This is a genomic window from Bradyrhizobium sp. CCBAU 11430 (assembly GCF_028128855.1).
GTDB lineage: Bacteria > Pseudomonadota > Alphaproteobacteria > Rhizobiales > Xanthobacteraceae > Bradyrhizobium > Bradyrhizobium ottawaense.
This window is the reverse complement of sequence record NZ_LBJV01000074.1, coordinates 317,762-343,500: the sequence shown is the minus strand read 5'-3', so window position 1 is coordinate 343,500 and position 25,739 is coordinate 317,762. Positions and strand designations below refer to the sequence as shown.

The window sequence follows — 25,739 nt, the reverse complement described above, 5'->3', positions numbered from 1 at the left end:
AAGCCCCGGAACGCCTCAGGCGGCCGGCGGGGTTAGGAGATAGCCGAGGCCGCGGACAGTCTGGATGATGTCGACGTCGAGCTTCTTGCGGATGCGGCCGACGAACACCTCGATCGTATTCGAGTCGCGGTCGAAGTCCTGGTCGTAGAGGTGCTCGACCAGCTCGGTGCGCGAGACCACCCGGCCGGAATGGTGCATCAGGTAGGCCAGAAGCCGATATTCGTGTGAGGTCATCTTGACGGGATTGCCTGACACGCTGACGCGGCCGGTCCTGGTGTCGAGCGTGACGGGGCCGCAGCTGAGCTCGCTCTGGGCATGGCCGGTCGAGCGGCGCAGCAGCGCGCGGATACGGGCCAGCACTTCCTCCAAATGGAACGGCTTTGCGACATAGTCGTCGGCGCCGGCATCGAAGCCCTGCACCTTGTCGCTCCAGCGGTCGCGTGCGGTGAGGATCAGGACCGGCATGGTGCGGCCGTTGCGGCGCCAGGCCTCCAGCACCGAGATGCCGTCCTTCTTCGGCAGGCCGATGTCGAGCACGACGGCATCATACGGCTCGTTATCGCCGAGATAGTGCCCCTCCTCTCCGTCGAAGGCGCGATCGACGACATAGCCGGCGTCGGTCAACGCCTTGGTGAGCTGGCGATTGAGATCGGGGTCGTCCTCAACAACGAGCAGGCGCACGCTTCTCTCCAGACATAGGCCGCATCAACACCGCCCCAGATGAGCAATTCCGGCGTGAACTGAATATGAACGCGGGGAACCGGGCGCGTTACTTTTTGGTCATATACGATGTGTCCGCAGCCCATGCGACTGCGCCCGCCATGCGACCGGACGAGCCGGCAACATGGCGGGCGCAGTGTGCCGCGTCCCGCGGCAGGTCCGCCCTTCCCGTGATTCGGCCGTCAGGTCCGGAAGAACACGAACCAGATGACGGCGAGGATCAGGATCGCAAGCCCGGTCGAGATGGCGAGCAATGCGGCAACTGACGGCCCAGGTTCGCCCTGACGCGCCTCGGTTGGTGTTTCGACGATCTGACGCTGCTCTCGCGTGGTTGCCATGATGCCCTCAATCTCTGCGTGTCGCCTCCGATGACCGCGACCTCCTCGCAGCCGTGCATGTGGAGCCAACGCCCGATCCGATGTGATGTTCCGGCTTTTCCCACCCCAATGGACCGCGACCCCACGCCCGGCGGCCGGTTAACGCAGTTGCAAGATTCAACGCCCGGCCTTGCTATGATTCGCTGTTTCCCGATGGTATCCTCATAGGTCTGTCCTTGTTGCGTTTGGAGTAGCCCATGGCCCCCCGCGCCAATTGGAAGGGTTTTCTGCGTTTGTCGCTCGTGACCTGTCCGGTCGCGCTCTATCCGGCCACTTCGGATACCGAGAAGGTCTCCTTCAACCAGATCAACCGCAAGACCGGCCACCGGATCAAGTACCTCAAGGTCGACGCCGAGACCGGCGACGAGGTGACGTCCGAGGACATCGTCAAGGGCTACAAGGTCGACACCGACACCTATATCGAGGTCACCAAGGACGAGCTCGACGACATCGCGCTCGACTCGACCCACACGATCGATATCGACGAGTTCGTGCCGAAGTCCGACATCGACAACCGCTATCTGATCCGCCCCTATTATCTCGTGCCCGACGGCAAGGTCGGCCATGACGCCTATGCGGTGATCCGCGAGACCATCCGCAGCATGGACAAGGTCGCGATCGGCCGCGTCGTGCTGACCAACCGCGAGCACATCATCGCGCTGGAGCCGCTCGAAAGCGGGCTGATGGGCACGCTGCTGCGCTACCCCTACGAGGTCCGCAGCGAGGCCGAATATTTCGACGACATCCAGGACGTGAAGCTGACCAGGGACATGCTCGACCTCGCCAAGCACATCGTCGAGAAGAAGTCCGGCGCGTTCGACCCCGAGCTGTTCGAGGACCATTACGAGACCGCGCTGATCGATCTCATCAACAAGAAGCGCAGCGGCGCCCCGATCACCGCCAAGGCCGCGCCGAAGAGCGGCGGCAACGTCATCAACTTGATGGACGCGCTGAAGAAGAGCATCGCGAGCGAGAAGGACGCCGCGCCTGCGGCGAAGGTCGCCAAGGAGACCGCGAAAGCCAGGAAGCCGAAGAAGCGCGTCGCGGGCCAGCGCGAGATGCTGCTGCCGATCGCCGGCAAGGGCGGCAAGGATGCAGCTGCGAAGACGGCGACCAGGGAAACGACCAGGGAAACTTCGAAGAAGCCCGACAAGCCGGTGCGCGCGCCTGCTCGGGCGAAGAAGGCCGGCTAGCCGCATCCCCCCGCGATTGCGCCGTGATGCCACACCTCGCCGATCTGGCGGCCTGACATGCCCTGGTCGACGGCGTTCGACGATGCCGTTCGCGTCAGCGACAAGCGCCAGCTGCTGACGCTTCAGGAGGCGGCCGACTACATCATGCGGCTGCCCGAGGACGCCCAGCACGAGCCGCGCTGGCAGACCGCCATCGAGACCTTGATCAAGGCGGCCGAGACCGGCGGCGGCTGGGTGATGTTCGCCCGCATCGCCATGTTGCGGGCGCTGAATGCGGACGACCGGCGCGGATGAGCGCCCTGATGACCTTGCCGGCCCGTTGGCGAACAGGCTCAACAATCGGTTAAGCGGCGCCGCGATGACGCACTGACGGGCGCTGTGCCCGCGCAGCCCTGGGGTGGCTTGGCGATATCGATCCAGTTGGACGGATCGATGGAACCTTAATTTAATGAATGCCGTCGTATGAGCAGTGGCGCGCTCGCCCGGGCTTAATACTTTTGGCGCGCATGAAGACTTATTCGATCTATTTGCAAGTCCGATAACGACGCGGCCATACGTTGGATCGGATGAACGGGAGTTGGCAATGCGTTTGCTTAGGTCCTTCCTTGCCGATGAGAATGGTGCAACCGCGATCGAGTACGGCCTCATTGCCGCAGGCATCGCGCTGGCGATCATAACGGCCGTGAACACCATGGGCGGCGCCCTCCTCAACAACAAGTTTGTCGCGATCAGCACGGGGATAAAGTAGCCCGCTCCCCGATTTGGCCGGCCAACATCGGCGATATCGCCACGGCATTCGACTTCCCCTGTCATTTCCAGACCGACGCGCCTGCAGCAGCGCGCCTGCGTGACGGCCCGCCGCAGCCCACCCATGTCCCGCGCGCGGGCCATGATCTGGGTCAACAGCATCAGGACGGCGACGTCTAAGCATGGAGGTTGCGTTCCCTTCCTGCCGGCCTGTCCATGCATCCAGACCTTCCGCACTCCCAACTGAAAATCCGCCGCGTCCGGCTCGATACCGGCCGCGAGAACGTTGTCGTCGTCTCCAGGCAGTCGAAGGCGCTGCGCGCGGAGATCTTCCGCGGCTTCAGCCGCGTCGAGCTGCGTCAGGGCAGCAAGGTCCTGCTGGCGACGTTGCTGATCACGGACGACGATACGCTGGTGGCCCCGGACGAGATCGGACTCTCGGAACCCGCGTTGCGGCGTTTCGGGCAAGGCGCCGGCACGCTGGTCACGGTCAGGCCCGCGGCACCGCCGGAGAGCCTGGAAGCGGTGCGCGCGAAGATCCGCGGGCGGACCCTGAGCCCGGCCGAAATCGGCGCGATCATCAACGACCTCGCGCATTATCGCTACTCGGACATGGAGATCGCCGCCTTCCTGATCGGATCGGCGAGCTTCATCACCAGCGACGAGTTGCTTGCCCTCACCGGGGCGATGGCGCAGGCCGGCACGCAATTGGTGTGGCCAACGCCTGTCGTCGTCGACAAGCATTGCATCGGTGGCATTCCCGGCAATCGCACCTCGATGGTCGTGGTGCCGATCGTCGCCGCCCATGGCCTGCCGATCCCGAAGACTTCTTCGCGCGCCATCACTTCGCCTGCCGGCACCGCCGACACGATGGAGGTGCTGGCGCGGGTGAATGTCGGCGTCGAGGAAATGAAGGCGATCGTCTCGGCCTGCAACGGCTGCCTGATCTGGGGCGGACACGTGAACCTGTCGCCGGCCGACGACGTCCTGATCTCGGTCGAGCGCCCGCTGAGCCTCGATACCCGCGAGCAGATGGTCGCCTCCATCATGTCCAAGAAGATCGCGGCAGGCTCGACGCATCTGTTGATCGACATTCCGGTCGGGCCGACCGCGAAGGTCACCAATGGCGTCGAGGCGATGCGGCTGCGCAAGCTGTTCGAATTCGTCGGCGACCGTTTCGGCCGCACGGTCGAGGTGATCACGACCGACGGAAGCCAGCCGATCGGCAACGGCATCGGGCCGGTGCTCGAGGCCAATGACGTCATGGCCGTGCTCGGCAACGACAAGGATGCGCCGCGCGACCTGCGCGAGAAATCGCTCCGGCTCGCCGCCCATCTGCTGGAATACGATCCGAAGCTGCGCGGCGGCGCCGGCTATGCGAGGGCGCGCGAACTGCTCGACAGCGGCGCGGCGCTGAAGCAGATGCAGAAGATCATCGACGCCCAGGGTCCGTCGACATGCAGCAGCGAGCTCGGATCGCTCAGCTTCGACGTCAAGGCGGCGCATGACGGCACCGTGTCCGCGATCGACTGCCTGCGTCTTAACCGCCTCGCCCGCACCGCCGGCGCGCCGCTCGACAAGGGCGCCGGTATCCGCCTGTTCAAGAAGATCGGCGATCGCGTCGAGCAGGGCGAGCCGCTCTATCGTGTCTACACGTTCGACCGCCCCGAGCATGATCTCGCCGCCGATGCCGCCACCGAGGAGACCGGGTTCGTCGTCAACGGTCATGACGCCCTGCAAGGCAAGTCGGCGCCGTGAGCACGATCGCGCTTCAGACCCTGCCCGGCGGCAGCGATACGGCAAAGCGCCTCGCGGCGCGGCTCGGGCTTGCCTGCAGCGAGATCGCCGTGCATCGTTTTCCGGACGGCGAGCTGCGCGTCGCCGTCGCGCCGGCGGCCGACATCACAATCCTCTATGCCCCGCTCGACCAACCCAACGACAAGCTGATCGCCCTGCTGTTCGCTGCGGAGGCGCTGCGACGCAACGGCGCGAAGCGGCTGGTGCTGGTCGCGCCCTATCTCTGCTACATGCGGCAGGATGCTGCATTTCATCCGGGCGAGGCCATCAGCCAGCGGGCCATGGGCAATCTCCTTGCAATGACCGTGGACCGTATCGTCACCGTGGATGCGCATTTGCACCGCACCCCCGATATCAGATCGGTCTTTCCGGGTATCGAAGCGGAGAACCTGTCCGCCATGCCAGCGATCGCGAACGCGCTGGCGACGAGCGGCATCGATCCCGCGACAATCGTGATCGGACCCGACAGGGAGTCCGAGCCCTGGGTGAACGACATCGCGAGCCGGCTGCGACTTCAGCACACGGTGGCGCAAAAGTCGCGGCACGGCGATCGTTCCGTGGCAATCAGTTTTGCCGATCCCGGCCTGCTCGCGGGACGGCCGGCGCTGCTGGTGGATGACATCGTCTCCTCCGGGACGACGCTGATGGCCGCGGCGAAGGCCCTGACGGCGATGGGCGCCACCGCCGTCGATGCGGTCATCACGCACGCGCTGTTTCCACCCGCGATGACCGTCGCGTTCGCCAGCGCCGGCATCCGGTCAATCCGCTCGACCGACAGCGTTCCGCATCCGACCAACGCGATTTCCCTCGACGAGAGTCTCGCGGCCGCCTTGCGGTCCGAGCTGACGACGACACTTCCTCCGGAGACGAGGCTATGAGCATCACCGTTCGATTTTGCGGCGCCGCCCGCACCGTGACCGGTTCGAGCTATCTGTTCCAGACCGCGACCGGCCGCTTCCTGGTCGATTGCGGCCTGTTCCAGGGCCAGAAGACGCTGAAGGAGCTCAACTACGGCGCCTTTCCGTTCCGCCCCGCCGATATCGATGCCGTGCTGCTCACGCACGCCCATATCGACCATAGCGGTCTCTTGCCGAAGCTCGTGCGCGCGGGATTCGACGGACCGATCCTGGCGACGCGCGGCACGATCGACCTCTGCTCCTACATGTTGCCAGACGCCGGCAGCATCCAGGAATCGGAGGTCACGCAGCTCAACCGTCGCAATGCCTCGCGCGGACGAAAGCAGGTCGCGCCGATCTACACGCAGGCCGATGCCATTGCATCGCTGCAATCGTTTCGCGCGGTCGACTATGAACGCTGGACCGACGTGATCCCGGGCGTCCGCGCGCGCTACTGGAACGCCGGCCATCTGCTCGGCTCGGCCTCGATCGAGCTCCAAATCGCCGAACGGGGCGCGCCACGTCCACTGCGCGTGCTGCTGTCCGGCGATGTCGGGCCGGAGGCCAAGCTGCTGCAGCCCGATCCCGAAGCGCCGGCCGATTTCGACTACGTCATCTCGGAATCGACCTACGGCGACCGGCTGCGCGAGGCCACCACACCTGAGCTCCGCCGCAAGCACCTCGCGGCCGAGGTGCGCGATGCCGCGACGGCCGGCGGCGCACTGTTGATGCCTGCCTTCGCGGTCGAGCGCACCCAGGAGCTGATCGTCGATCTCGTCGACCTGATGGAGCACGGCGAGATTCCGACCGCACCGATCTTCCTCGATTCTCCGCTCGCGATCCGCGCCACCGAAGTGTTTCGCCGCCATGCCGAGAGCCTCGACCCATCCGTCGATGCCGCGCGCCTGCTCAACTCCCCGCATCTCAAATTCACCGAGACCGCAGACGAGAGCAAGGCGATCATGCGCCTGTCCGGATTCCATATCATCATCGCCGCGAGCGGCATGTGCGACGCCGGCCGCATCCGCCATCATCTGAAGCGCTGGCTGTGGAACGAGCGCGCGACGGTGCTGCTCGCCGGCTTCCAGGCCAACGGCACGCTCGGCCGCTTCCTCCAGAACGGAGCCAAGGCCGTGCGGATCCAGGGCGAGGAGATCAAGGTCGCGGCTCGCATCCGCATGATCGACGAATATTCGGGCCATGCCGACGGCGCCGGCATCGCCAGCTGGATCGCGGCGCGCCGACCCATTTCCCGCGGGCTGTTCCTGGTCCATGGCGAGGAAGGCGCGATCGCGGGGCTCGCCGAACGCGTCGCCGAGCGCATCGTTCCGGCGGCCAGGGTCTACCAGCCGGTGCTCGACGATATCTACGAGCTCGCCGCTGCCGAACCGCGCGTGCTGGACGTCGATCACCGCCGGCGGCTCGCGCCGGAGGCCGTGACCCGTCTCGACTGGCACAACGAGATGTCGGAGCTCATGCTCGACATCAACGACAGGGTTGGGGCAGCCGCCGACGACCGCGCCCGCGGCGTCATCATCCGAAGGCTGCGCCGCGCGCTGGAGGAGAAGGCGTGACGGGACATGACGGCGCTGAAACGCGCCTCTCTCTTGTCCCGGACGCGCTGCAGCGTTCTTACGCTGCTGCGCAGAGCCGGGACCCAGACGGCTGCACATTCCGCCGGTGCATGGGCCCCGGCTCTGCAGCGCACCACGCCGCGAAGATGCGGCGCGCTGCGCTACGTCCGGGGCACGAGAACGCCGTTTGGCGATAGACATGGCTGCTCATCCTCGCGGCGCGTTTCGCCCGAGCTTTGCTATCCTCTTCCGCCCTTATCTCAAGGGCGCAGGGAAGGCCGGGCGCCGGCTGGCACCCGAGGTCCCGCGTGTGCGAAAGAAACGCGCACGGGGTGGACGACAGGTGATGCCGGTCGCCCGGCCTTCCCTGCGCGATGGTTTTCACGGTGTCCTTCGTGCTCTCCTCGGGGAGCGATGCACTATTGCCCCCGTCGCCTTGCAGATGGCTGATGCACGCGCCCGGTCGGGCCGCCACATCACCGCAAGCCTTGACGCACAGACCCCGGGCGTCAGGACCACACGACTTCTCCGTCCGCGCACATCCCCCTCCCCATCCCCGACGGCTGGCGTGCGCTCGCCATCGGGGCCGAACAAGGACGCTGTCAGCGCCGTGTCGTATCGCGCCTGCCGCTGCTCACGGGATCTCCGCCCTGCAACCAACATGACGCGCCGACGCCGTCGCGGCCACCGCATCCCGGCCCGCGTCTCGTGACGATCGCGAAACGCCTCTTGTGGCGGGCGGGATGTGTCGGCTTGTACGGCAAAACAGAATTTCTGTAAACGCGAATATTTTGAGGCGTAGCCATAGACCCACCGCTAGTGTGTTTTGCCCGTCGGGCCACACAAGCGATCGTAGCCCCCGATGGAGCGGAGCCGAATTCGAGAGCCGCTCCCACAGATGCTTTTTCCCCGGATCCGGCTACGGAACTTTGACCGCCATGTGAGTCCTGATAGTCTTCAGCACGGCATGGCTCGACGAACCATGCTGTCAATCGATGGACCGGAGCTGTTGAAGATGCGGATCAGAAGCGTGACGCTCTTGGCACTCAGCCTCTTGCTTGCCGGCGTCTGGTCCCAGGACAGCGCGAGGGGACAGACCGCGCCGCCGGTTTGGCTTGCTCCGCCCAAGGCATCGCCGCCACGGGCGAATGCCAAAAATTCCCCGGCAGCGTCGGACAGGATATCACCGACACCCCCGACTGGCGGACTTCCACAAGCGCCGAATTCTGCCGCCGACTATGACGGCTTCAGCGTTGGCCGCGACGACAATGATATTCCGGATCGGATGACGCGACCCATGACGTCGCGCGCCGCAAAGAGCTCCACGCCCAATCCGGATACGCAAGGCAACACGGCTCAGCAATTGATCGATCAGGAAGATGAGGCGTTGAAGCGCAAGCTGATGATCTGCCGAAACTGCAAGTAGGACGGAGCTTCCCGTCGGCCGGATGGAGCGAAAGCGAAATCCGGGGCCAGCGGGTGGAGCTATCCCGGATTGCGCTTCGCTCCCTCCGGGCTACGGCCGCGCGCTGCATAGCTGACCTACCGCCTCCTTCGCGTCCCCACACTTTACCCTCCCCCGATTTCCTGATCCTCTCTCCCCCAACGCCGGATCAACCGGCCTGCCCCCGGGAGAGACACGCCATGAAGCTCGGCACCGCCATTGCGGAAATCATGCGGCGCGAGGGGATCGAGATCCTCTGCGGCTATCCCGTCAACCATCTGATCGAGCACGCCGCCAAGGCCGAGATCCGCCCTGTGATGGTGCGGCAGGAGCGCGTCGGCATCCACATGGCGGATGCGATCTCGCGGGTGACGTCGGGACGCAGCATCGGCGCGTTCTGCATGCAGCATGGGCCCGGCGCGGAGAACGCGATGGGCGGCGTCGCGCAATGCTTCGGCGAGTCCGTTCCCGTCCTGGTGTTGCCGATGGGCTATCAGCGCCGGCTGGCGCATATCGAGCCGAACTTCAATTCCAGCGAGGCGATGAAGCCCTTCGCGAAATCGTCCGAGCCGATCATTCTGGCGACCGAGGTCGCCAACATCTTCCGCCGCGCCTTCACCAAGCTGAAGAACGGCCGCGGCGGCCCCGTGATCGTCGAAATCCCCTCCGACATGTGGAACGAGGAGGTGCCGGAGCCGCTCGACTACACGCCGGTGCTGCGCACCCGCTACGGCGCCGACCCCGTGCATGTGAAGGAGGCGGCCGGCCTGCTCGTCAACGCCAAGCGCGCGGTGATCTATGCCGGCCAGGGCGTGCATTACGCGCAGGCCTGGCCGCAGTTGCAGCGGCTCGCGGAGCGGCTGGCAATCCCCGTCACCACCAGCTTAGGGGGCAAATCCTCGTTCCCGGAAACGCATCCGCTCTCGCTCGGCTCCGGCGGCCTCGCGGTGCCGCGCGCGGTGCCAAAATTCCTCGCCGAGGCCGACGTCATCCTCGGCATCGGCTGCTCCTTCACCGAGACCAACTTCGGCATCGCGATGCCGCAGGGCAAGACCATCATCCATTCCACGCTCGACCCCAATCATCTCAACAAGGATGTGGAGGCGAAAATCGGCCTCGTCGGCGACGCCGGCCTCGTGCTCGACGCGCTGCTGGAGGAGGTCGGCAAGTCCGTCACCGCGGACCGTGATGCCTCCGCGGTCGCGGCCGAGATCGCGGCCTCGCACAAGGAGTGGCTGGCGAAATGGATGCCGAAGCTCACCAGCAATGACGCCCCCTTGAGCCCCTATCGCGTGCTATGGGACCTGCAACACACCGTCGACATCGACAACACCATCATCACGCACGATGCCGGCAGTCCGCGCGACCAGCTCTCCCCGTTCTGGAAATCGACGAAACCCCTCACCTATCTCGGCTGGGGCAAGACGACGCAACTCGGCTACGGCCTTGGCCTTGCCATGGGCGCCAAGCTCGCAAAGCCCGACAAGCTCTGCATCAATGTCTGGGGCGATGCGGCGATCGGCTTCACCGGCATGGATTTCGAGACCGCAGTGCGCGAGCGCATCCCGATCATGTCGATCCTGCTCAATAATTTCTCGATGGCGATCGAGCTGAAGGTGATGCCGGTCTCGACCGAAAAATATCGCTCGACCGACATCTCCGGCGACTATGCCGCGATGGCGCGGGCCTTCGGGGGCTATGGCGAGCGGGTGACGAGGCCAGAGGACATCATCCCCGCGATCAAACGCGGCATCCAGAAGACGAAGGAAGGCATTCCGGTGCTGCTGGAGTTCATCACCAGCAAGGAGACGGAGGTGTCGCGGCCGGGGACGTGAGATGGGCCTCCGCCGCAACCGCTGGCTCAGGGCGCGGAAGATGTGATAATCCGGGCAGGTGCCGCGCATGTCGCGGCATCGAGCCGGATCAGGAATGACGTCCCCTTCCAACGAAATCGAACAACTCGAGCGCCGATTGCTGTCGGCCGCAGCCGAAACCGCGCAGCTGCGCAGTGAGCTCGCGACTGCGCGGGATCGCCAAAGCGCCAGCGCCGAGATCCTGCGCACCATCGCGGCCTCGCCCTCCGATGCCCGGCCGGTGTTCGAGGCGATCGCGTCGAGTTCCAAGCGCTTGCTCGACGGCTTCTCCGCCACCGTGCTTCAATTCATCGGCGACGAGCTGCATCTCGTGGCGTTCACGCCGACCAGTCCGGAAGCGGACGAAGGGCTCAAGGCGTCGTTCCCGCGCAAGATCGCGGAGTTTCCGACCTTTGCGCTGGTGCGTGGCGGCGAGACGATCCAGTTTCCCGACAGCGAAGCCGCCGACGTGCCGCAGCTGAACCGCGATCTGGCACGGCTGCGCGGCTTCCGCAGCGTGCTGTTCATGCCGCTGATGAACCGGGGTACGCCGGTCGGCATGATCAGCGTCACCCGCGCCGAGCCGGGCGCGTTCACGCCCGACCTCGTGCAGCTGCTCCAGACCCTTGCCGACCAGGCCGTGATCGCGATCGAGAATGCACGGCTGTTCAACACGACGCGCGAGGCACTGGAGCGCCAGACCGCCACGGCGGACATTTTGAAGGTGATGGCGGCCTCGCCCTCGGACGTGCAGCCGGTGTTCGAGGCCATTGCGGCCAACGCCAACCGGCTGATCGGTGGCTTCTCCACGGCCGTGCTGCGCTATGTCGACGGTGCTGCGCACCTTGCCGCCTTCACGCCGACAGATCCGGCCGGCGATCGTGTGCTGCAGGCCTCGTTCCCGGTGCCGTTCGCGCAGTTCCCGCCCTACCAGCTCGTGGCCAAGGGTGCGGCGGCGCAACTGCCCGACACCGAGCTCGAGCCGGCCGCCCGCGACATCGCCCGCGCCCGCGGCTATCGCAGCATGCTGTTCGCGCCGCTGATGAGCGAGGGCGAAGCGATCGGCATCATCATCACAACGCGCCGTGCGACCGGCGCCTTCACTGAGCATCATGTGCGGCTGCTGCAGACCTTCGCCGATCAGGCGGTGATCGCGATCAAGAATGTCAGCCTGTTCAATGCGACGCGGGAGGCGTTGGAGCGTCAGACCGCGACCGCCGACATCCTCAAGGTGATCGCGGCTTCGCCTGCCGACGTCACGCCGGTGTTCCAGGCCATCTCCGACAGCGCCAAGGCGCTGATCGGCGGACATTCCTCCGCCGTCACCCGCGTCATCGACGGCCTGCTGCACCTGGCGGCCTTCACCACCGACAACGAGGCCGGCAACGCGGATCTGCTCAGCTCATTCCCGGCGCCGCTGGCGGCATCCGGCATTCACAGCCGGGTGGCGACGAGCGGAAAGTTCGCATTCCGCAGCGACATGCAGAACGAAGGCGACCTCACGGACGCCATGAAGGAGCTCGCGCGCACCAGAGGCTATCGCAGCATCCTCGTGATCCCGATGCTGCGCGACGGCGTTGCGATCGGCACCATTGGCGTGACGCGGCCCGAGGCCGGTCCTTTCCCGGACAAGGCGATCGCCCTGCTCCAGACCTTTGCCGACCAGGCGGTGATCGCCATCGAGAACACGCGCCTGTTCAACGAGGTGCAGGCGCGGACGCACGAACTTGCAGAGTCACTGGAGCAGCAGACCGCGACATCGGAGGTGCTCAGCGTCATCAGCCGATCGGCCGGGGATCTCGCGCCGGTATTCGAGGCGATGCTCAGCAAGGCAATGCAGCTCTGCGGCGCCAGTTTCGGCGTGCTCAACACCTACGACGGCATGCAGTTCCGCACGGCCGCCACTTACGGCCTGCCGCCTGCCTACGATGAATTCCGGCGCAAGGCGCCCCTCAACTATGGTCCGGCCACTGCGCCGGCGCGTCTTTTGAAGGGCGAACCGTTCGTCGAAATCGTCGACCTGCTGGAGTCGGACGTCTATCGCAGCGGTGAGCCGAATCGTCGGGCGCTGGTCGATCTCGGCGGCGCCCGCTGCCTGCTCGCGGTGCCGTTGCTCCAGGACGAACGCGTGGTCGGCAACGTCATGATCTTCAGGCAGGAGAACCGACCCTTCTCGGAGAAGCAGATCACCTTGCTGAAGCAGTTCGCGGCGCAAGCCGTGATCGCCATCGAGAACGCGCGGCTGCTCGGTGAATTGCGTCAGCGCACCGAGAATTTGACCGAGTCGCTGCAACAACAGACGGCGACTGCCGACGTGCTCAAGGTTATCAGCCGCTCGGCGTTCGACTTGCAGGCCGTGCTCGATACGCTGGTCGAATCGGCCGCGCGACTATGCGAGGCCGATATGGCGGCGATTACCCGCAAATCCGGCAGCACCTATTTCCGGGCGGGCTCCTACGGCTTTCCAGCCAAATTCGTCGAATATGTAAGAGATCTTCCGGTCCGGCCGGATAGGCGTACCATCACGGGCAGGACTCTGCTCGGCGACAAGGTTGTTCATGTCACCGATGTGCTCGAGGACCCCGATTACTCCTTTGAAGGCCAGGAATTGAGCGGAAATCCGCGTAGCTTCCTGGGTGTACCCCTGCTGCGCGAAGGCAGCACTGTTGGCGCTATTGTTCTCGCACGTCGCGCGATCCGGCCGTTCAGCGAAAAGCAAATCGAACTCGTTACCAGTTTCGCCGACCAGGCCGTCATCGCGATCGAGAATGTGCGCCTCTTCGACGAAGTGCAGGACCGCACGCGGGAGCTTGCGAAGTCGCTCGACGATTTGCGCGCGGCGCAGGATCGGCTGGTCCAGACCGAGAAGCTCGCCTCCCTCGGCCAGCTCACCGCCGGCATCGCGCATGAGATCAAGAACCCGCTCAACTTCGTCAACAATTTTGCCTCGCTGTCCGCCGAGCTGACCGACGAACTGAACGAGGTGCTCGCGCCCGTGACGCTCGCCGGTGATGTCCGCAGCGAAGTCGACGAGCTCACAGGGCTTCTCAAGGACAATCTCGGGAAAATCGTCCAGCATGGACGGCGCGCCGATTCCATCGTCAAGAACATGCTGCTGCATTCGCGCGAGGGCGGCGGCGAGCATCGGTTGAGCGACGTCAACGCCGTGGTCGAGGAGAGCCTCAACCTCGCCTATCACGGCGCACGGGCCGAGAAGCCGCAGTTCGACGTGACGCTGAAGCGCGAGCTCGATCCGGCGGCAGGCTCGGCCGATGTGTTCCCGCAGGAGATCACCCGGGTGCTGCTGAACCTGATCGGAAACGGATTCCATGCGGTCGCCAGGCGCAAGGCGGAGACCGCGGCGACGGGTTACGAGCCGGTCGTGACCGCCGCGACCCGCGACCGCGGCGATCACGTCGAGATCCGCATCCGAGACAACGGCACGGGCATCCCGGACGAGGTGAAGGAGAAGATGTTCAATCCATTCTTCACCACCAAGCCGGCCGGTGAAGGCACCGGCCTCGGGCTGTCGATGAGCCACGACATCGTGGTGAAGCAGCATGGCGGCACGATCGACGTCGCGACCACGCCCGGCGAGTTCACCGAATTCACGATTGTGCTGCCGCGCAAGAGCAGCGTTTCAGACAAGCCCTGAGGACAACTTCGCCCGGGAGGCGTTTTGATGAATCTGGCGCGGTTCATTCGGCGACAACTCCTCTCGCTATCCGGCGTCGGCCTCATGCTCGGTGCGCTGTTCTTCGCGGCTGCACTGACGCCGACGCTGATCCCCAGGAGCTATCTCACGCAAGGTGTCCTCGCCGGCGGCTGCTTTGCGATCGGCTATTTCGCCGGCGTGCTGTGGCGGCGGCTGTGGCACTATCTCGAGCTGCCCGAGCCTTCGGCGCGCGCCAGATCGATTGCGAATGCGCTGGCGGCAGCCGCCTGCCTGCTCGTCGTCATCGTCTTCCTGTGGCGCGCAGCCGAATGGCAGAACTCGATCCGCGCCGTGATGAAGATGGCGCCGGTCGAGACCGCGCATCCGCTCAAGGTCTGCGTCATCGCCCTGGTCAGTTTCGTCGTGCTGCTGGTGCTGGGACGGCTGTTCGCACTCCTCGCCCGCTTCCTCGCCACGCATATGAGGCGCGTCATTCCGCGGAAACTCGCCAACGTCATCGGCGTACTCGCCGCAGGCCTGCTGCTCTGGTCGATCGCCAGCAAGGTCCTGATCAACACGGCGTTTCGCGCACTCGATTCGTCCTTCCGCGAGCTCGACGCCTTGCACGAGCCCGAGCGGCCGCAACCGACCGCCGCCGATCGGACGGGAAGCCCGGCGTCGCTGGTGAAGTGGAACGAACTCGGACGCACAGGACGCCGGTTCATTGCCTCGGGTCCGAACGCAACCGAGATCAGCGCCGTCAGCGGAAGGCCGGCGCAGGACCCGGTCCGGGTCTATGTCGGCCTCGCCGGCGGCGCCACCGCGCAGGCGCGCGCCAGGCTTGCGCTCGAGGAGCTCAAGCGCCAGCGCGGTTTTGATCGCAAGATCCTGATCGTCGTCACGCCGACCGGCACCGGCTGGATCGACCCTGCTGCGATGGACACGGTCGAATATCTCCACCATGGCGACGTCGCCAGCGTTGCGATGCAGTACTCCTATCTCAACAGCCCGATGTCGCTGTTGTTTCAGCCCGAATACGGCGCGGAGGCGGCGCGCGCGCTGTTCGCGGAGATCTACGGCTATTGGACGACGCTGCCGAGGGACAAGCGGCCGAAGCTGTATCTGCACGGGCTCAGCCTCGGCGCCATGAATTCGGAGAAATCCGCGGAACTGTTCGAGATGATCGGCGATCCCATCGCCGGCGCGCTATGGAGCGGGGCGCCGTTCGAGAGCCGCCTGTGGCGCTCGATCACGGCGAACCGCAATCCGGGATCGCCGGCGTGGCTGCCGCAATTCCGCGACAACCGCTTCGTGCGCTTCATGAACCAGAACGGACCGACGGTTCCGGCAGACGCGCCGTGGGGTCCGATGCGCGTCGTCTACCTGCAATATGCCAGCGACGCGATCACCTTCTTCGCCTATCGCGATGCCTACCAGGCCCCGGCCTGGATGAGCGCGCCGCGCGGGCCGGACGTGTCACCGGAGCTGCGATGGTATCCGATCGTGACGATGCTCCAGCTCGCCCTCGACATGGCGGTTGCGACCAACACGCCGATGGGCTTTGGCCATGTCTATGCGCCCGAGCATTATGTCGATGCCTGGATCGCGGTGACCGATGTCCATGACTGGTCCGCCGAGGCGCTGGCACAGCTCAAAGCGCAGCTTGCGGCGAAAGCCCGGACGACGGGCGCAGGCAATGCCGACGACGATTCCGACCGCGGCGGCTAGGCGCCTACTCCGCCATCTCCACCGGCTGCGCCGTGGCGGGACCGGCCAGCGGCCGCTCCTCCATCGCGATCAGGCACAGCGCGGCAATGGTCATCAGCGCGGTGGCGGCGCCGAACACGTAGCGGAACGCGTGGCGCATGTCCTCAGCGGGAATGGCGACGGCGCCCGCGGCGTGGTGCTCGCCGGCGAGCGGAACGTCGATGCCGAGCGCGATCAGCAGGATCGCGGCGAACGCGGCGACCGTGAACGATGACATCAGCGAGCGGAAGAAGTTCATCGCGCCGGTGATGGTGCCGACCTGCGGGCGCGCGACCGAGTTCTGCAGCGAGACCACGCACACCGGGAAGGTGGTGCCGAGCCCGAGCGCGAACGCCGCCATCAGCGTGAGCAAGCCCCACAGCGGCAGAGTGGTGAGCGTGAGGCCGAGGCCGCACAGCGCGGCCCAGGACGTGCCGATGATCGCGACGCGCTTGTAGTGTTTTGCGCGCGCCATGGTGCGGCCGGCGACGGCCGCACCGACGGTCGAGACCGCCGCGAGCGGGATCAGCGCAAGGCCGGCCTCGCTTGCGCTCAAATGGTAGACCGACTCGTAATACAGCGGCAGCTGCACGGTGAGGCCGGTGATCGCCCCGAGCCCGCAGCCGCCGGCAGTCAGCGCGAACGGCGCGACCGATCCGGTCAGCAGCTTCAACGGCAGGAACGGCTCGTCGGCCCGCCGGGCGTGCCACACGAAGCTGACGGCGAGCGCGACGGCACCGCCCACCATCGCCAGCACGGTCGGCGACAGCCAGGGATAGCGCGTACCGCCCCAGGTCAGCACCAGCATGAAGACGACGGCGGACGCCATCAGCAAAACGCCGCCGAGCCAATCGACCTTGCGCTTGCGGTGGAACACCGGGATCTTCTTCATCTTCGGCAGCAGCATCACGATGGCCGCGGCCGCGAGCGGCAGGTTGATCCAGAAGATCATCGACCAGTGCAGATGCTCGGCGAACACACCGCCGATGACCGGGCCCAAAATCCCGCCGACCATCCAGACGCTGGAGAAATAGGCCTGGTACTGGCCGCGCTCGCGCGGGGAGACGACGTCCGAGATCACGGTCTGCACGACAGGCATGATGCCGCCGCCGCCGAGCCCCTGAAGGCCGCGCGCCAGGATCAGCATCGGCATGTTCGGCGCGACTGCGCACAGCACCGAGCCCGCCACGAACAGGCTGAGCGAGATGATGATCATGACGCGGCGGCCGTAGATATCGCTGAGCGTGCCGAACACCGGCGCGACCGCGGTCGAGGCGAGCAGATAGGCGGTGATGACCCAGGAGAGATTGGAGACGTCCTGGAACTGGCGGCCGATGGTCGGCAACGCGGTCGCCACGATGGTCTGGTCGAGGGCGGCCAGGAACATCGTCAGCATCAGGCTGATGACGATGGTGCGGACCTCGTCCTGCGACAGCGGCACCGGCGGCGCGATGGAGGGCGCATCATCGACGCTGATGACTTCGCTGGGAAGCCGGGACAGCTCCTCGGCGATATCGTCAGGCAAAGTCTGGATGTCGGCAGAACTGCTCTGCCGGTCGAACTTGTTCATCTCGCTCGGACGTCGTGGGGCGGCGCAACACCGCGAAGGATTCGTTCTATGCAGCCCAATGTAGACAGCAAAGTTCTTCCCAGGCAGACGCCGCGGCGCATGGGTGCATCCCGCCCCCGGGCCATCCCGAAGACGTGATCTCCGCGCAAGACCTGACGGCGGTTCAGTCCTTCGGACGTCGCTTCAGGCGGGCTCGTTTCGGCAGCAGCGCCGGCCATTGCACGATGTGGTCCTCGAGCTCCTCGTCCGGGATCTCGTCCTCGCTGCCTTCCACCCGTCCGCGCACGGAGACGCCGGCGTCATGCACGGTGTTGGGATCACCGGAGACCAGCGGATGCCACCAATAGAGATCGCGCCCTTCGGCGACCAGCTTGTAGCCGCAGCTCGGCGGCAGCCAGTTCAGGGTGCGGACATTGGCTGGCGTCAGGCGGACGCAGTCCGGAACCTTGTCGGAGCGATTCGGATAGTCCTTGCAGGCGCAGCTCATCCCATCGAGCAGCTTGCAGCCGATATGGGTGAAATAGATCTGCCCGGTGTCCTCGTCCTCGAGCTTGTTCAGGCAGCAGCGCCCGCAGCCGTCGCACAGGCTTTCCCATTCGCCCGCCGACATCTCTTCCAACGTCTTGGTTTTCCAGAAGAATCCTTCCTGGCCTGAAGGTCGTTTGGGAACTGCGGTCATGCGCCTCAACAAAAGTTCAAAAGAGCTACGGCTCGAGCCATCTAGGGCGTGCGGCCGGGGTGGTGCAAGCAACCCACCTTTGAGGCCCGTAATGATCCGGGGTCAATTAGGCCTGTTGTTCAAAATCGCGAGCGTGACCATTGGTTTATGGGCCCCGCTCGGCTAGAAGGAACAGCAAGCCCCTCGGATGCTGGCCGGGCGCCTTGGGTTTGCCGCAACATTCCCTCAAGACGTCTCGATGCCGCCCCCGGCCGGGTGCTTGAACGCTTTCGAACCAAGCCTCAAGGGTTCTAGGTGCGCCAGATCATACCACCGCATTGGAAGCAGAAGGTCCGGAATTTCTTCCTGGACCTCGATGCGCGCATCGACTCCTCGCTGTTCTCCTCGGCCAAGGGCATCCGCGAGCTCTACGAGCGCTACTCGACCTTCATGGACCGCTTCTATGTCGGACGCTGGAAGCGCTGGGTGTTCATCGAGCCGCTGTCGGAGGCCGCCACCCTCGGCCTCGGCGGCCTGGTCGTGATGCTCACCCTCGCCATCCCCGCCTTCCGCGAGACCGCGGACGAGGACTGGCTGAAGAAGTCCGATCTCGCCGTGAGCTTCCTCGACCGCTACGGCAACCCGATCGGCAGCCGCGGCATCAAGCACAACGACTCGATCCCGCTGGAAGATTTCCCGGACGTGCTGATCAAGGCGACGCTGGCGACCGAGGACCGTCGCTTCTATGAGCATTTCGGCATCGACATCGCCGGCACCGCGCGCGCGCTCGTGACCAACGCGCAGGCCGGCGGCGTCCGCCAGGGCGGCTCCTCGATCACCCAGCAGCTCGCCAAGAACCTGTTCCTCAGCAACGAGCGCACCATCGAGCGCAAGGTCAACGAGGCCTTCCTCGCGGTCTGGCTGGAATGGCGCCTGACCAAGAACGAGATCCTCAAGCTCTATCTGGACCGCGCCTATATGGGCGGTGGCACCTTCGGCGTCGACGGCGCGGCACATTTCTACTTCAACAAGTCCGCGCGCGACGTGACGCTGGCGGAAGCTGCGATGCTCGCCGGCCTGTTCAAGGCCCCGACCAAATACGCCCCGCACATCAACCTGCCCGCCGCCCGCGCCCGCGCCAACGTCGTGCTCGACAACCTCGTCGATGCCGGCTTCATGACCGAGGGCCAGGTGTTCGGCGCCCGTCGCAATCCGGCCTTCGCGGTCGATCGCCGCGACGAGGCTTCGCCGAACTACTATCTCGACTACGCCTTCGACGAGATGCGCAAGCTGGTCGACACTTTCCCGAAGTCCTACACCGAGCGCGTCTTCGTGGTGCGCCTCGCCATCGACACCAACGTGCAGAAGGCCGCCGAAGACGCGGTCGAGAACCAGCTGCGCCAGTTCGGCCGCGATTATCACGCAACGCAAGCGGCGACCGTGGTGTCCGATCTCGACGGCGGCATCCGCGCCATGGTCGGCGGCCGCGACTATGGCGCCAGCCAGTTCAACCGCGCCACCGACGCCTACCGCCAGCCGGGCTCCTCGTTCAAGCCCTACGTCTACACCACCGCGCTGCTGAACGGTTTTACGCCGAACTCGATTGTGGTCGACGGCCCGGTCTGCATCGGCAATTGGTGCCCGCAGAACTATGGCCATTCCTATTCCGGCTCGGTGACGCTGACGCAGGCGATCACGCGCTCTATCAACGTCGTGCCGGTGAAGCTGTCGATCGCGATCGGCCAGAAGGAGCAGCCGAAGGCGCCGAACCCGGCCAAGATCGGCCGCGCCAAGATCGTCGAGGTCGCGCGCCGCTTCGGCCTCAAGGCGCCGCTGCCCGACACGCCGTCGCTGCCGATCGGCTCGGACGAAGTCACCGTGCTCGAGCACGCGGTCGCCTACGCGACCTTCCCCAACCGCGGCAAGGCGGTGACGCCGCATTCGGTGCTCGAAGTGCGCACCGGCGCCGGCGACCTCGTCTGGCGCTGGGACCGCGACGGGCCGAAGCCGCGGCAGGCGATCCCCGCCTCCGTGGCCGCCGACATGGCGGGCATGATGAGCCACGTCGTCAGCGAAGGCACCGCGCGCCGTGCCGCGCTCGACGGCATTCCGACCGCGGGCAAGACCGGCACGACCAACGCGTATCGCGACGCCTGGTTCGTCGGCTACACCGGCAATTTCACCTGCGCGGTCTGGTACGGCAACGACGACTACTCGCCGACCAACCGCATGACCGGCGGCTCGCTGCCGGCGCAGACCTGGCACGACATCATGCTCGCGGCGCATCAGGGCGTCGAGGTCCGGGAGATCCCCGGCATCGGCATGGGCCAGAAGCTGCCGCCGCAGCATGTGAGCAACGCGCAGGCCAACGCGGCGCCGAAGGTGCTGGAGACCAAGCCGGGTCCGCCGCCGGTGCTGACCAAGCGCGGCGCCGACATCCTGGTGCGCGTCGAGAAGCTGCTGGATGACGCCGCCAAGACGGCGAAGAAATCGGCGGATGCCGACGCCAAGGCGGCGAGGCCGCCCTCGGCGACGAGCGCGCTCGCCTTCCCGCAGAACTATGCGGAAGAGAATGCCAACGCCTCCGCCCCGCGCAAGAACTGATCGAAACAAGTGCGGCTGATCCTGATCACATTGACGGCCCTTCTGCTCGCGACGGTGGTCGGCTTGGGCGCGACCTGGATGACGACGACGCGCGGCACCGAGATCGGCGCGCTGACCATCGGCGCCTGGACCGCGCGGCCGCGCACCGGCACCGCCGACGTCGATCCCTATTCGCGCGCCACCATCGTGCGCAACGGCGAGTTGCCGATCGGCACCGGCGACGGCGTCGCCTTCACCGCCACCACCGACGACAAGAAGAAGGCGCTCGACGGCCGCTGCGACGTGATCGTCTCCGGCGTGACGCCGCCGGCGCGGTTCTGGACGCTGACGCTGTACGACCGCAAGGGCCATCTCGTCGCCAATTCGCTGCAGCGCTACGGCTTCACCAGCCAGGAGATCGTGCGGCAGTCGGACGGTTCGTTCGAGATCCGCATCGCCTCGCGCTCGCGCGCCGGCAACTGGCTGCCGACCGGCGGCATCGAGCGCTACGCCTTGATGCTGCGGCTCTACGACACCCCGGTCGGCGTTGCCACGCGCACCCAGCGCGATGCGCCGATGCCCACCATCACGACGGCGGGCTGCTCATGATCCGCCTCTTGTTCACCGTCGTTGCCGGCGTGGTGCTGGGCCTCGTGGTCCACCTCGTCAGCGTGCTGGCGCTGCCGCGGATCGCGACGCAGGATGCCTATTCGCGACTGACGCCGATGACGAAGCTCAATGGCGTCAGCCAGCTTCCCCTCGCCGATCCGCAGACGTCACCGATGCCGTTCATGGACCCGGCCTTTGCGCTGGCGATCTGCCGGTATGACCTCACAAGCGGGCCGATCAAGCTGACGGTGCCGGTGAGCCAGGCCTACACCTCGGTGTCGTTCTACACCCGCAACGAGATCGCCTATTACGCCATCAACGACCGCTCGGCGGGCCGCAAGGTGATCGAGCTCGACCTGATGACGGAAGCGCAGCACAACGAGCTGCCCGAGGACGAAGAGGTCACCGCCGCCGACCGCCTGATCATCGATTCCCCCAGCACCACCGGCCTGATCGTGATGAAGGCGCTCGCCCCCGAGCCCGGCCTGATGCCGCAGGCGCAGGCGACGCTTGCGGCCGCGAGCTGCGGCCCGCAGACCGAGCCGCCGGCCAAGGCCGAGGCCCCGCGCGGCCGGCGCTGAGCGGGGCTGTTCAGGCGTTCGCAAAACAAAAGCGCGAATGCACAGTAGCGGATGCATCTCCTCAGATGCCGGAACTCGCCGTTTCGGCTTTCATCGCGGCCTGATGCATATCGATGACCGCCACCGCGATGAACGTAATCGCGACGCAGAAGGCGATGACGGCGAAGAACATGGTCGCACCGTAGTTGAGTGCGAATGTGCCGACATACGCGCTGACAATGGCCCCGGCCCGACCGAAGCCGGCTGCCGCACCGACACCGGTCGAGCGGACGTTCGTCGGATAGATGTGGGCCGCCAGCGCATAGAGAGAGCCCTGCGCGCCGAGCAGACAAAAGCCTTCGATGCACAAGAGAGCCATGAGCAGCGGCTGGGTTTCGGTCGATAGCGGTATCGATGCCAGGATCACTGCGCCGATGGTTGCTGCGCCGGCAACAGTCAGGATCGCAACGCGCGTTCCATACCTGCCGATCGCCCAACCGGTGACGATGCAGCCACCGACGCCCCCGAAGTTGAACAGTGCCAGACCGAAGCTCGCCGTCTGCACGTCAAAACCCTTGCCGGTCAAAAGAGTGGGAGCCCACGCGTAGAGGACGTAGACCGGCAACAAACAGAAGAAGAACGCGATCCAGAGCGCCGTCGTCGTACGACGAAATCCGGCAGCGAACAATGCGGTGAGCGAAGCACGTTCGACACCGACGTCGCGCCGGTCGATGAAGGCTTTGGAAGTGGCAGCGGCCTGGTCCAGGATCCGAACGGATTTCGCCACCTTTTCCATGTCAGCGCCACGCGCCAATAGATATTGCGGCGATTCCGGCAGTGCGAACATCAGGACCGCTGCGACAATCACCGGCAACACGCCGCTGACCACGAAGAGCATGCGCCAACCATATTCGGGCTGCAACTGAGCGGCGATCAGGCCACCAATCATGCCTCCGATGGGGATGCAGACAATGCCCAGCATCACGGAAAGACTGCGATTTCGCCTAGGCGTGAATTCTGCGATCAACGCGGTCGCCGCCGGAAGGGCACCGCCAAGTCCAAGGCCCGCCAGGAAACGATACAAGCCGACCTCGCCGACACCATGAGCGACCGCAATCGCAAAGGTCGCCGCACCAAACAGGAAGACGGATGCGATGAGGGCAACCTTGCGTCCGAGCCAGTCGCCGACGACGCCCCCGATCGGCGTGCCGATCGTCATGCCCACGAAGCCCAACGCGAGGGCCGGAGCGAAATCGCTGCGCGTGACGCTCCACTCCTTGATCATCGATGGTATGGCGAAGCCGAGAATTTGATTGTCCAGACCGTCGAGGACGATGGCGAGAGCGCAGAGCAGGAGCACCTGCTTTCGCGAGGCGTTCCACGTCCCCTCCTCTGCGAGCGAACCGATGTCGATAACCCGCTGCTGCGGTGCGTCCAGGACCTGTGTCGTCACGTTCGTTCTCCCCCTTTTGTAAACGCTTTCGAATATCTCTGCTTGGGCGACCGCAACTCGGCCGCCCAATTCTCGCCAGGCACGTTGGTCCGGGGCTCCAGTCAGGCAGCCGACGTCACGTCCGCCTGTTTCGCCTTCGACCGGGCGGCTTCCATTCGGGCCGCGCCCAACGTGTTGGCGAGCAGACACGCGATGGTCATCGGCCCGACGCCGCCCGGGACAGGCGTGATCGCGCCGGCGACCTCAATCGCCTCGTCGAAAGCGACATCGCCGACAAGCCTCTGGGCTCCTGAACCGGACTTGATACGAGTGATGCCGACGTCGATGACCGTTGCGCCCGGCTTGATGAAATGACCGCGGATCAGGCCTGGAACGCCGGTTGCGACAACGAGGATGTCGGCTTCCCTGCAGCGCCGTTCCAGATCGGTGGTCCGAACATGCGCGATGGAGACCGTGCACATCTCTTGCAACAGCAGCCGCGCCATCGGCCGGCCCACGACGTTCGATGCTCCCACGACCAGTGCTCCGAGGCCGGCGATGTTGTCGTGCACCGATTTGATCAAACGCAGGATGCCTAGAGGCGTGCACGGAACCAAGGCGCCTTCCATTCCGGCGGCCGTCCGCCCCACGTTCAACGGATTGAATCCATCGACATCCTTGTCGGGCCGGATAGCCGTCACGACGCGCGCGGCATCGATCTGAGGGGGCAACGGAAACTGAACCAATATCCCGCTCACCGCGGGATCGCGGTTCAACTGCTCGATCAAGTCGAGCAACAACCGCTCCGGCGTGTCCGCAGCGAGCACGAACCGGCGTGATCGCATGCCAACAGCTTCGGTCTGCCGCACCTTGTTCGAGACATAGACGTGGCTGGCGGGGTCGTCGCCGATCAGCACGACGGCCAACTCCGGGACCGCCGCGCCGCCGGCAACCAGGGCGGCGACGCCTTTGGCCACTTCATTCCGAACCTCGGCAGCGAGCGCCCTTCCATCGATGATGCGCGCGGACATGGGCAAGTCAGACCTTGGAGAGATCAGCGCGACGGTTGTCCTTCTTGTAGGGCGCCGGCGCCACCTTCGCGCGGATCTGCTTTTGCCGACGTCCGGGCTCGCCCCAGACCACGACGACCTCATTGCCAATCTCGGAATGATCGACGTCGATGGTGCAGAGCGACAACATTTCGCGGAAGAAGTAGCTATATCCCCGCGACGTCGTCACGCCGACGTCCTTTCCGCCACTCAGCACGCGGTCGGCGTACATGAAGCCGCGCTGGTCGCGAGGCATCTCCATGTACTGGTACGGGTCATGCTCCTTCTGAAAGAGGGAGGCGTGAACGTCGGCCACGTCGTCTCCGTTCCAGACGAGCGTGCGGATCACGCGCTTTGGATGGGCAACTTCGTCCTCGAGCGCCGCGCGTCCGATGAACTCATGATCGAACTTGATGTTCTTGGCCCAGCCCAGCTCGACCGGGCTCCGGTACCAGTCACGGACGTCGTCCGACTGGAAGCTGCCTGCGATGTTGAAGGTCGACGCGAACCCCGGCATCGCTGCGCGGAACTCATCCTCATACTCCTTCATGTCCTCGTCGAAGATCGCGGGCATGTAGTCGGTGACGATCGTCGGGAAGCAGGCCTCGAGATGGTTGATGAAGATCGCGCGGCCGCCTATCCGGCGCAGGCCGAACTCCTGGCCGGCGGCGACGATGGCGTCGTAGACGGCCGCCGCCTGCCCCATAGGCCCCTGAAGCTCGAAGCCGATCTCGCCAGACATGCCCTGTCGCAGCGCGAGCATCTTGCAACCGGCAATCTCGATCTCGCCCGAATGCATGAACTTGACGTCTCGCAGCGACTGCTTCGCGACTTTTTCAAGAAGCGCGAGCGACGTCGGCCCCTGGACCTGAAAATTGAACCAGTCATCGGCTGCGGACGTCACCCTGTAGTCGCCGTGCCGGCGGATGTAGTCGACCCAGAATGTGCCGCGCCCGAACAACATGAACTCGTCTTCGGACAACCGCGTCAGGATGCCCTCGGCGATGACTTTTCCCTGCTTTGTCGTATGGACGACGTGCTTGGACTGACGGATGTCGAACTTCTGGAAGCTGTTGACGGAAGTATCCGAGAAAAGCTTCAGGGCATCGGGTCCCTTGAAGCGCCGCTCCCAGAGGAACGACCAGTCGCCGATCGCGCAGGTCTCCTTCCACGACATGCTCTCGTCGATCCAGTCCGTGTATTCGGGAAGGCCCCAACGCGAGGTGAAATAGCCTTCGGGTGTCTTGCGCATGCCCTTGGGGGTCGACATCGTCGT

Annotated in this window: 20 protein-coding genes; 13 read left to right on the top strand and 7 right to left on the bottom strand. The window is 65.4% G+C overall.

Annotated features, from left to right (window positions below):
- Positions 1-15: 15 nt before the first annotated feature.
- Both XI04_RS38320 and XI04_RS38315 read right to left on the bottom strand, forming a co-directional pair.
- Positions 16-681 (bottom strand): response regulator transcription factor, encoded by a 666-nt coding sequence (locus XI04_RS38320; RefSeq protein WP_018315821.1) that lies wholly within the window; start codon positions 679-681, stop codon positions 16-18.
- A 221-nt stretch (positions 682-902) separates the two neighbouring features.
- On the bottom strand, positions 903-1,058 hold the full coding sequence (locus tag XI04_RS38315) for a hypothetical protein (RefSeq protein ID WP_018315820.1): 156 nt from the start codon (positions 1,056-1,058) through the stop codon (positions 903-905).
- Positions 1,059-1,294: 236 nt separating this feature from the next.
- On the opposite strand from XI04_RS38315, the gene ku reads away from it, so the two are divergent.
- The 10 genes from ku to XI04_RS38265 all read left to right on the top strand — a co-directional run bounded on the left by ku (position 1,295) and on the right by XI04_RS38265 (position 15,984).
- The gene (ku, locus tag XI04_RS38310; protein ID WP_212476288.1) at positions 1,295-2,290 is read left to right on the top strand and encodes a non-homologous end joining protein Ku; all 996 of its coding nucleotides are present in this window, start codon (positions 1,295-1,297) and stop codon (positions 2,288-2,290) included.
- A gap of 57 nt (positions 2,291-2,347) precedes the next feature.
- A complete protein-coding gene (locus XI04_RS38305) occupies positions 2,348-2,584 on the top strand; it encodes a hypothetical protein (RefSeq protein WP_212476285.1) in 237 nt (78 codons plus the stop codon).
- Between the two features lie 289 nt (positions 2,585-2,873).
- The gene (locus tag XI04_RS38300; RefSeq protein WP_018315817.1) at positions 2,874-3,038 is read left to right on the top strand and encodes a Flp family type IVb pilin; all 165 of its coding nucleotides are present in this window, start codon (positions 2,874-2,876) and stop codon (positions 3,036-3,038) included.
- Positions 3,039-3,253: 215 nt separating this feature from the next.
- Positions 3,254-4,795, top strand: coding sequence for a thymidine phosphorylase family protein (locus XI04_RS38295; RefSeq protein ID WP_028143001.1), 1,542 nt, complete (start codon positions 3,254-3,256; stop codon positions 4,793-4,795).
- Positions 4,792-5,712 (top strand): ribose-phosphate pyrophosphokinase, encoded by a 921-nt coding sequence (locus XI04_RS38290; RefSeq protein ID WP_271609399.1) that lies wholly within the window; start codon positions 4,792-4,794, stop codon positions 5,710-5,712. The genes XI04_RS38295 and XI04_RS38290 overlap by 4 nt, the downstream gene beginning before the upstream one ends.
- On the top strand, positions 5,709-7,304 hold the full coding sequence (locus tag XI04_RS38285; RefSeq protein WP_212429472.1) for an MBL fold metallo-hydrolase: 1,596 nt from the start codon (positions 5,709-5,711) through the stop codon (positions 7,302-7,304). Before XI04_RS38290 ends, XI04_RS38285 begins: the two co-directional genes overlap by 4 nt.
- An 898-nt stretch (positions 7,305-8,202) precedes the next feature.
- Positions 8,203-8,730, top strand: a complete 528-nt coding sequence (locus XI04_RS38280) for a hypothetical protein (protein WP_333916603.1) — start codon at positions 8,203-8,205, stop codon at positions 8,728-8,730.
- A 164-nt stretch (positions 8,731-8,894) separates the two neighbouring features.
- Positions 8,895-10,583 carry a thiamine pyrophosphate-requiring protein gene (locus XI04_RS38275; protein WP_271611530.1) on the top strand — a complete coding sequence of 563 codons (1,689 nt, stop codon included), beginning with the start codon at positions 8,895-8,897 and terminating at the stop codon, positions 10,581-10,583.
- Between the two features lie 94 nt (positions 10,584-10,677).
- Positions 10,678-14,256 carry a GAF domain-containing sensor histidine kinase gene (locus XI04_RS38270; RefSeq protein WP_271609398.1) on the top strand — a complete coding sequence of 1,193 codons (3,579 nt, stop codon included), beginning with the start codon at positions 10,678-10,680 and terminating at the stop codon, positions 14,254-14,256.
- Between the two features lie 27 nt (positions 14,257-14,283).
- Positions 14,284-15,984 carry an alpha/beta hydrolase gene (locus XI04_RS38265; protein ID WP_271609397.1) on the top strand — a complete coding sequence of 567 codons (1,701 nt, stop codon included), beginning with the start codon at positions 14,284-14,286 and terminating at the stop codon, positions 15,982-15,984.
- A gap of 4 nt (positions 15,985-15,988) precedes the next feature.
- On the opposite strand, the gene XI04_RS38260 is transcribed toward XI04_RS38265, so the two are convergent.
- Together XI04_RS38260 and XI04_RS38255 are read right to left on the bottom strand one after the other, a co-directional pair.
- The gene (locus XI04_RS38260) at positions 15,989-17,572 is read right to left on the bottom strand and encodes an MDR family MFS transporter (RefSeq protein WP_271609396.1); all 1,584 of its coding nucleotides are present in this window, start codon (positions 17,570-17,572) and stop codon (positions 15,989-15,991) included.
- A 163-nt stretch (positions 17,573-17,735) separates the two neighbouring features.
- Positions 17,736-18,251 (bottom strand): YcgN family cysteine cluster protein, encoded by a 516-nt coding sequence (locus tag XI04_RS38255; protein ID WP_018315810.1) that lies wholly within the window; start codon positions 18,249-18,251, stop codon positions 17,736-17,738.
- A 294-nt stretch (positions 18,252-18,545) separates the two neighbouring features.
- Here XI04_RS38255 and XI04_RS38250 point away from each other — a divergent pair, with 294 nt between their 5' ends.
- Genes XI04_RS38250 through XI04_RS38240 form a run of 3 tightly spaced genes read left to right on the top strand, consistent with a single transcriptional unit; the run spans position 18,546 to position 22,003 of the window.
- On the top strand, positions 18,546-20,834 hold the full coding sequence (locus XI04_RS38250) for a transglycosylase domain-containing protein (RefSeq protein WP_038971506.1): 2,289 nt from the start codon (positions 18,546-18,548) through the stop codon (positions 20,832-20,834).
- Between the two features lie 9 nt (positions 20,835-20,843).
- On the top strand, positions 20,844-21,422 hold the full coding sequence (locus XI04_RS38245; RefSeq protein ID WP_038971507.1) for a DUF1214 domain-containing protein: 579 nt from the start codon (positions 20,844-20,846) through the stop codon (positions 21,420-21,422).
- On the top strand, positions 21,419-22,003 hold the full coding sequence (locus XI04_RS38240) for a DUF1254 domain-containing protein (protein ID WP_028142993.1): 585 nt from the start codon (positions 21,419-21,421) through the stop codon (positions 22,001-22,003). The genes XI04_RS38245 and XI04_RS38240 overlap by 4 nt, the downstream gene beginning before the upstream one ends.
- A gap of 61 nt (positions 22,004-22,064) precedes the next feature.
- Here the strand turns inward: XI04_RS38240 and XI04_RS38235 are convergent, their stop codons facing one another.
- The 3 genes from XI04_RS38235 to XI04_RS38225 form a co-directional block, all read right to left on the bottom strand.
- Positions 22,065-23,435 carry an MFS transporter gene (locus XI04_RS38235; protein ID WP_157158803.1) on the bottom strand — a complete coding sequence of 457 codons (1,371 nt, stop codon included), beginning with the start codon at positions 23,433-23,435 and terminating at the stop codon, positions 22,065-22,067.
- Between the two features lie 101 nt (positions 23,436-23,536).
- Positions 23,537-24,445: a bifunctional 5,10-methylenetetrahydrofolate dehydrogenase/5,10-methenyltetrahydrofolate cyclohydrolase gene (locus XI04_RS38230; protein WP_271609395.1), complete on the bottom strand. Its 909-nt coding sequence runs from the start codon at positions 24,443-24,445 to the stop codon at positions 23,537-23,539.
- Positions 24,446-24,452: 7 nt separating this feature from the next.
- On the bottom strand, positions 24,453-25,733 hold the full coding sequence (locus tag XI04_RS38225) for an aminomethyltransferase family protein (RefSeq protein WP_173015874.1): 1,281 nt from the start codon (positions 25,731-25,733) through the stop codon (positions 24,453-24,455).
- Positions 25,734-25,739 lie beyond the last annotated feature (6 nt).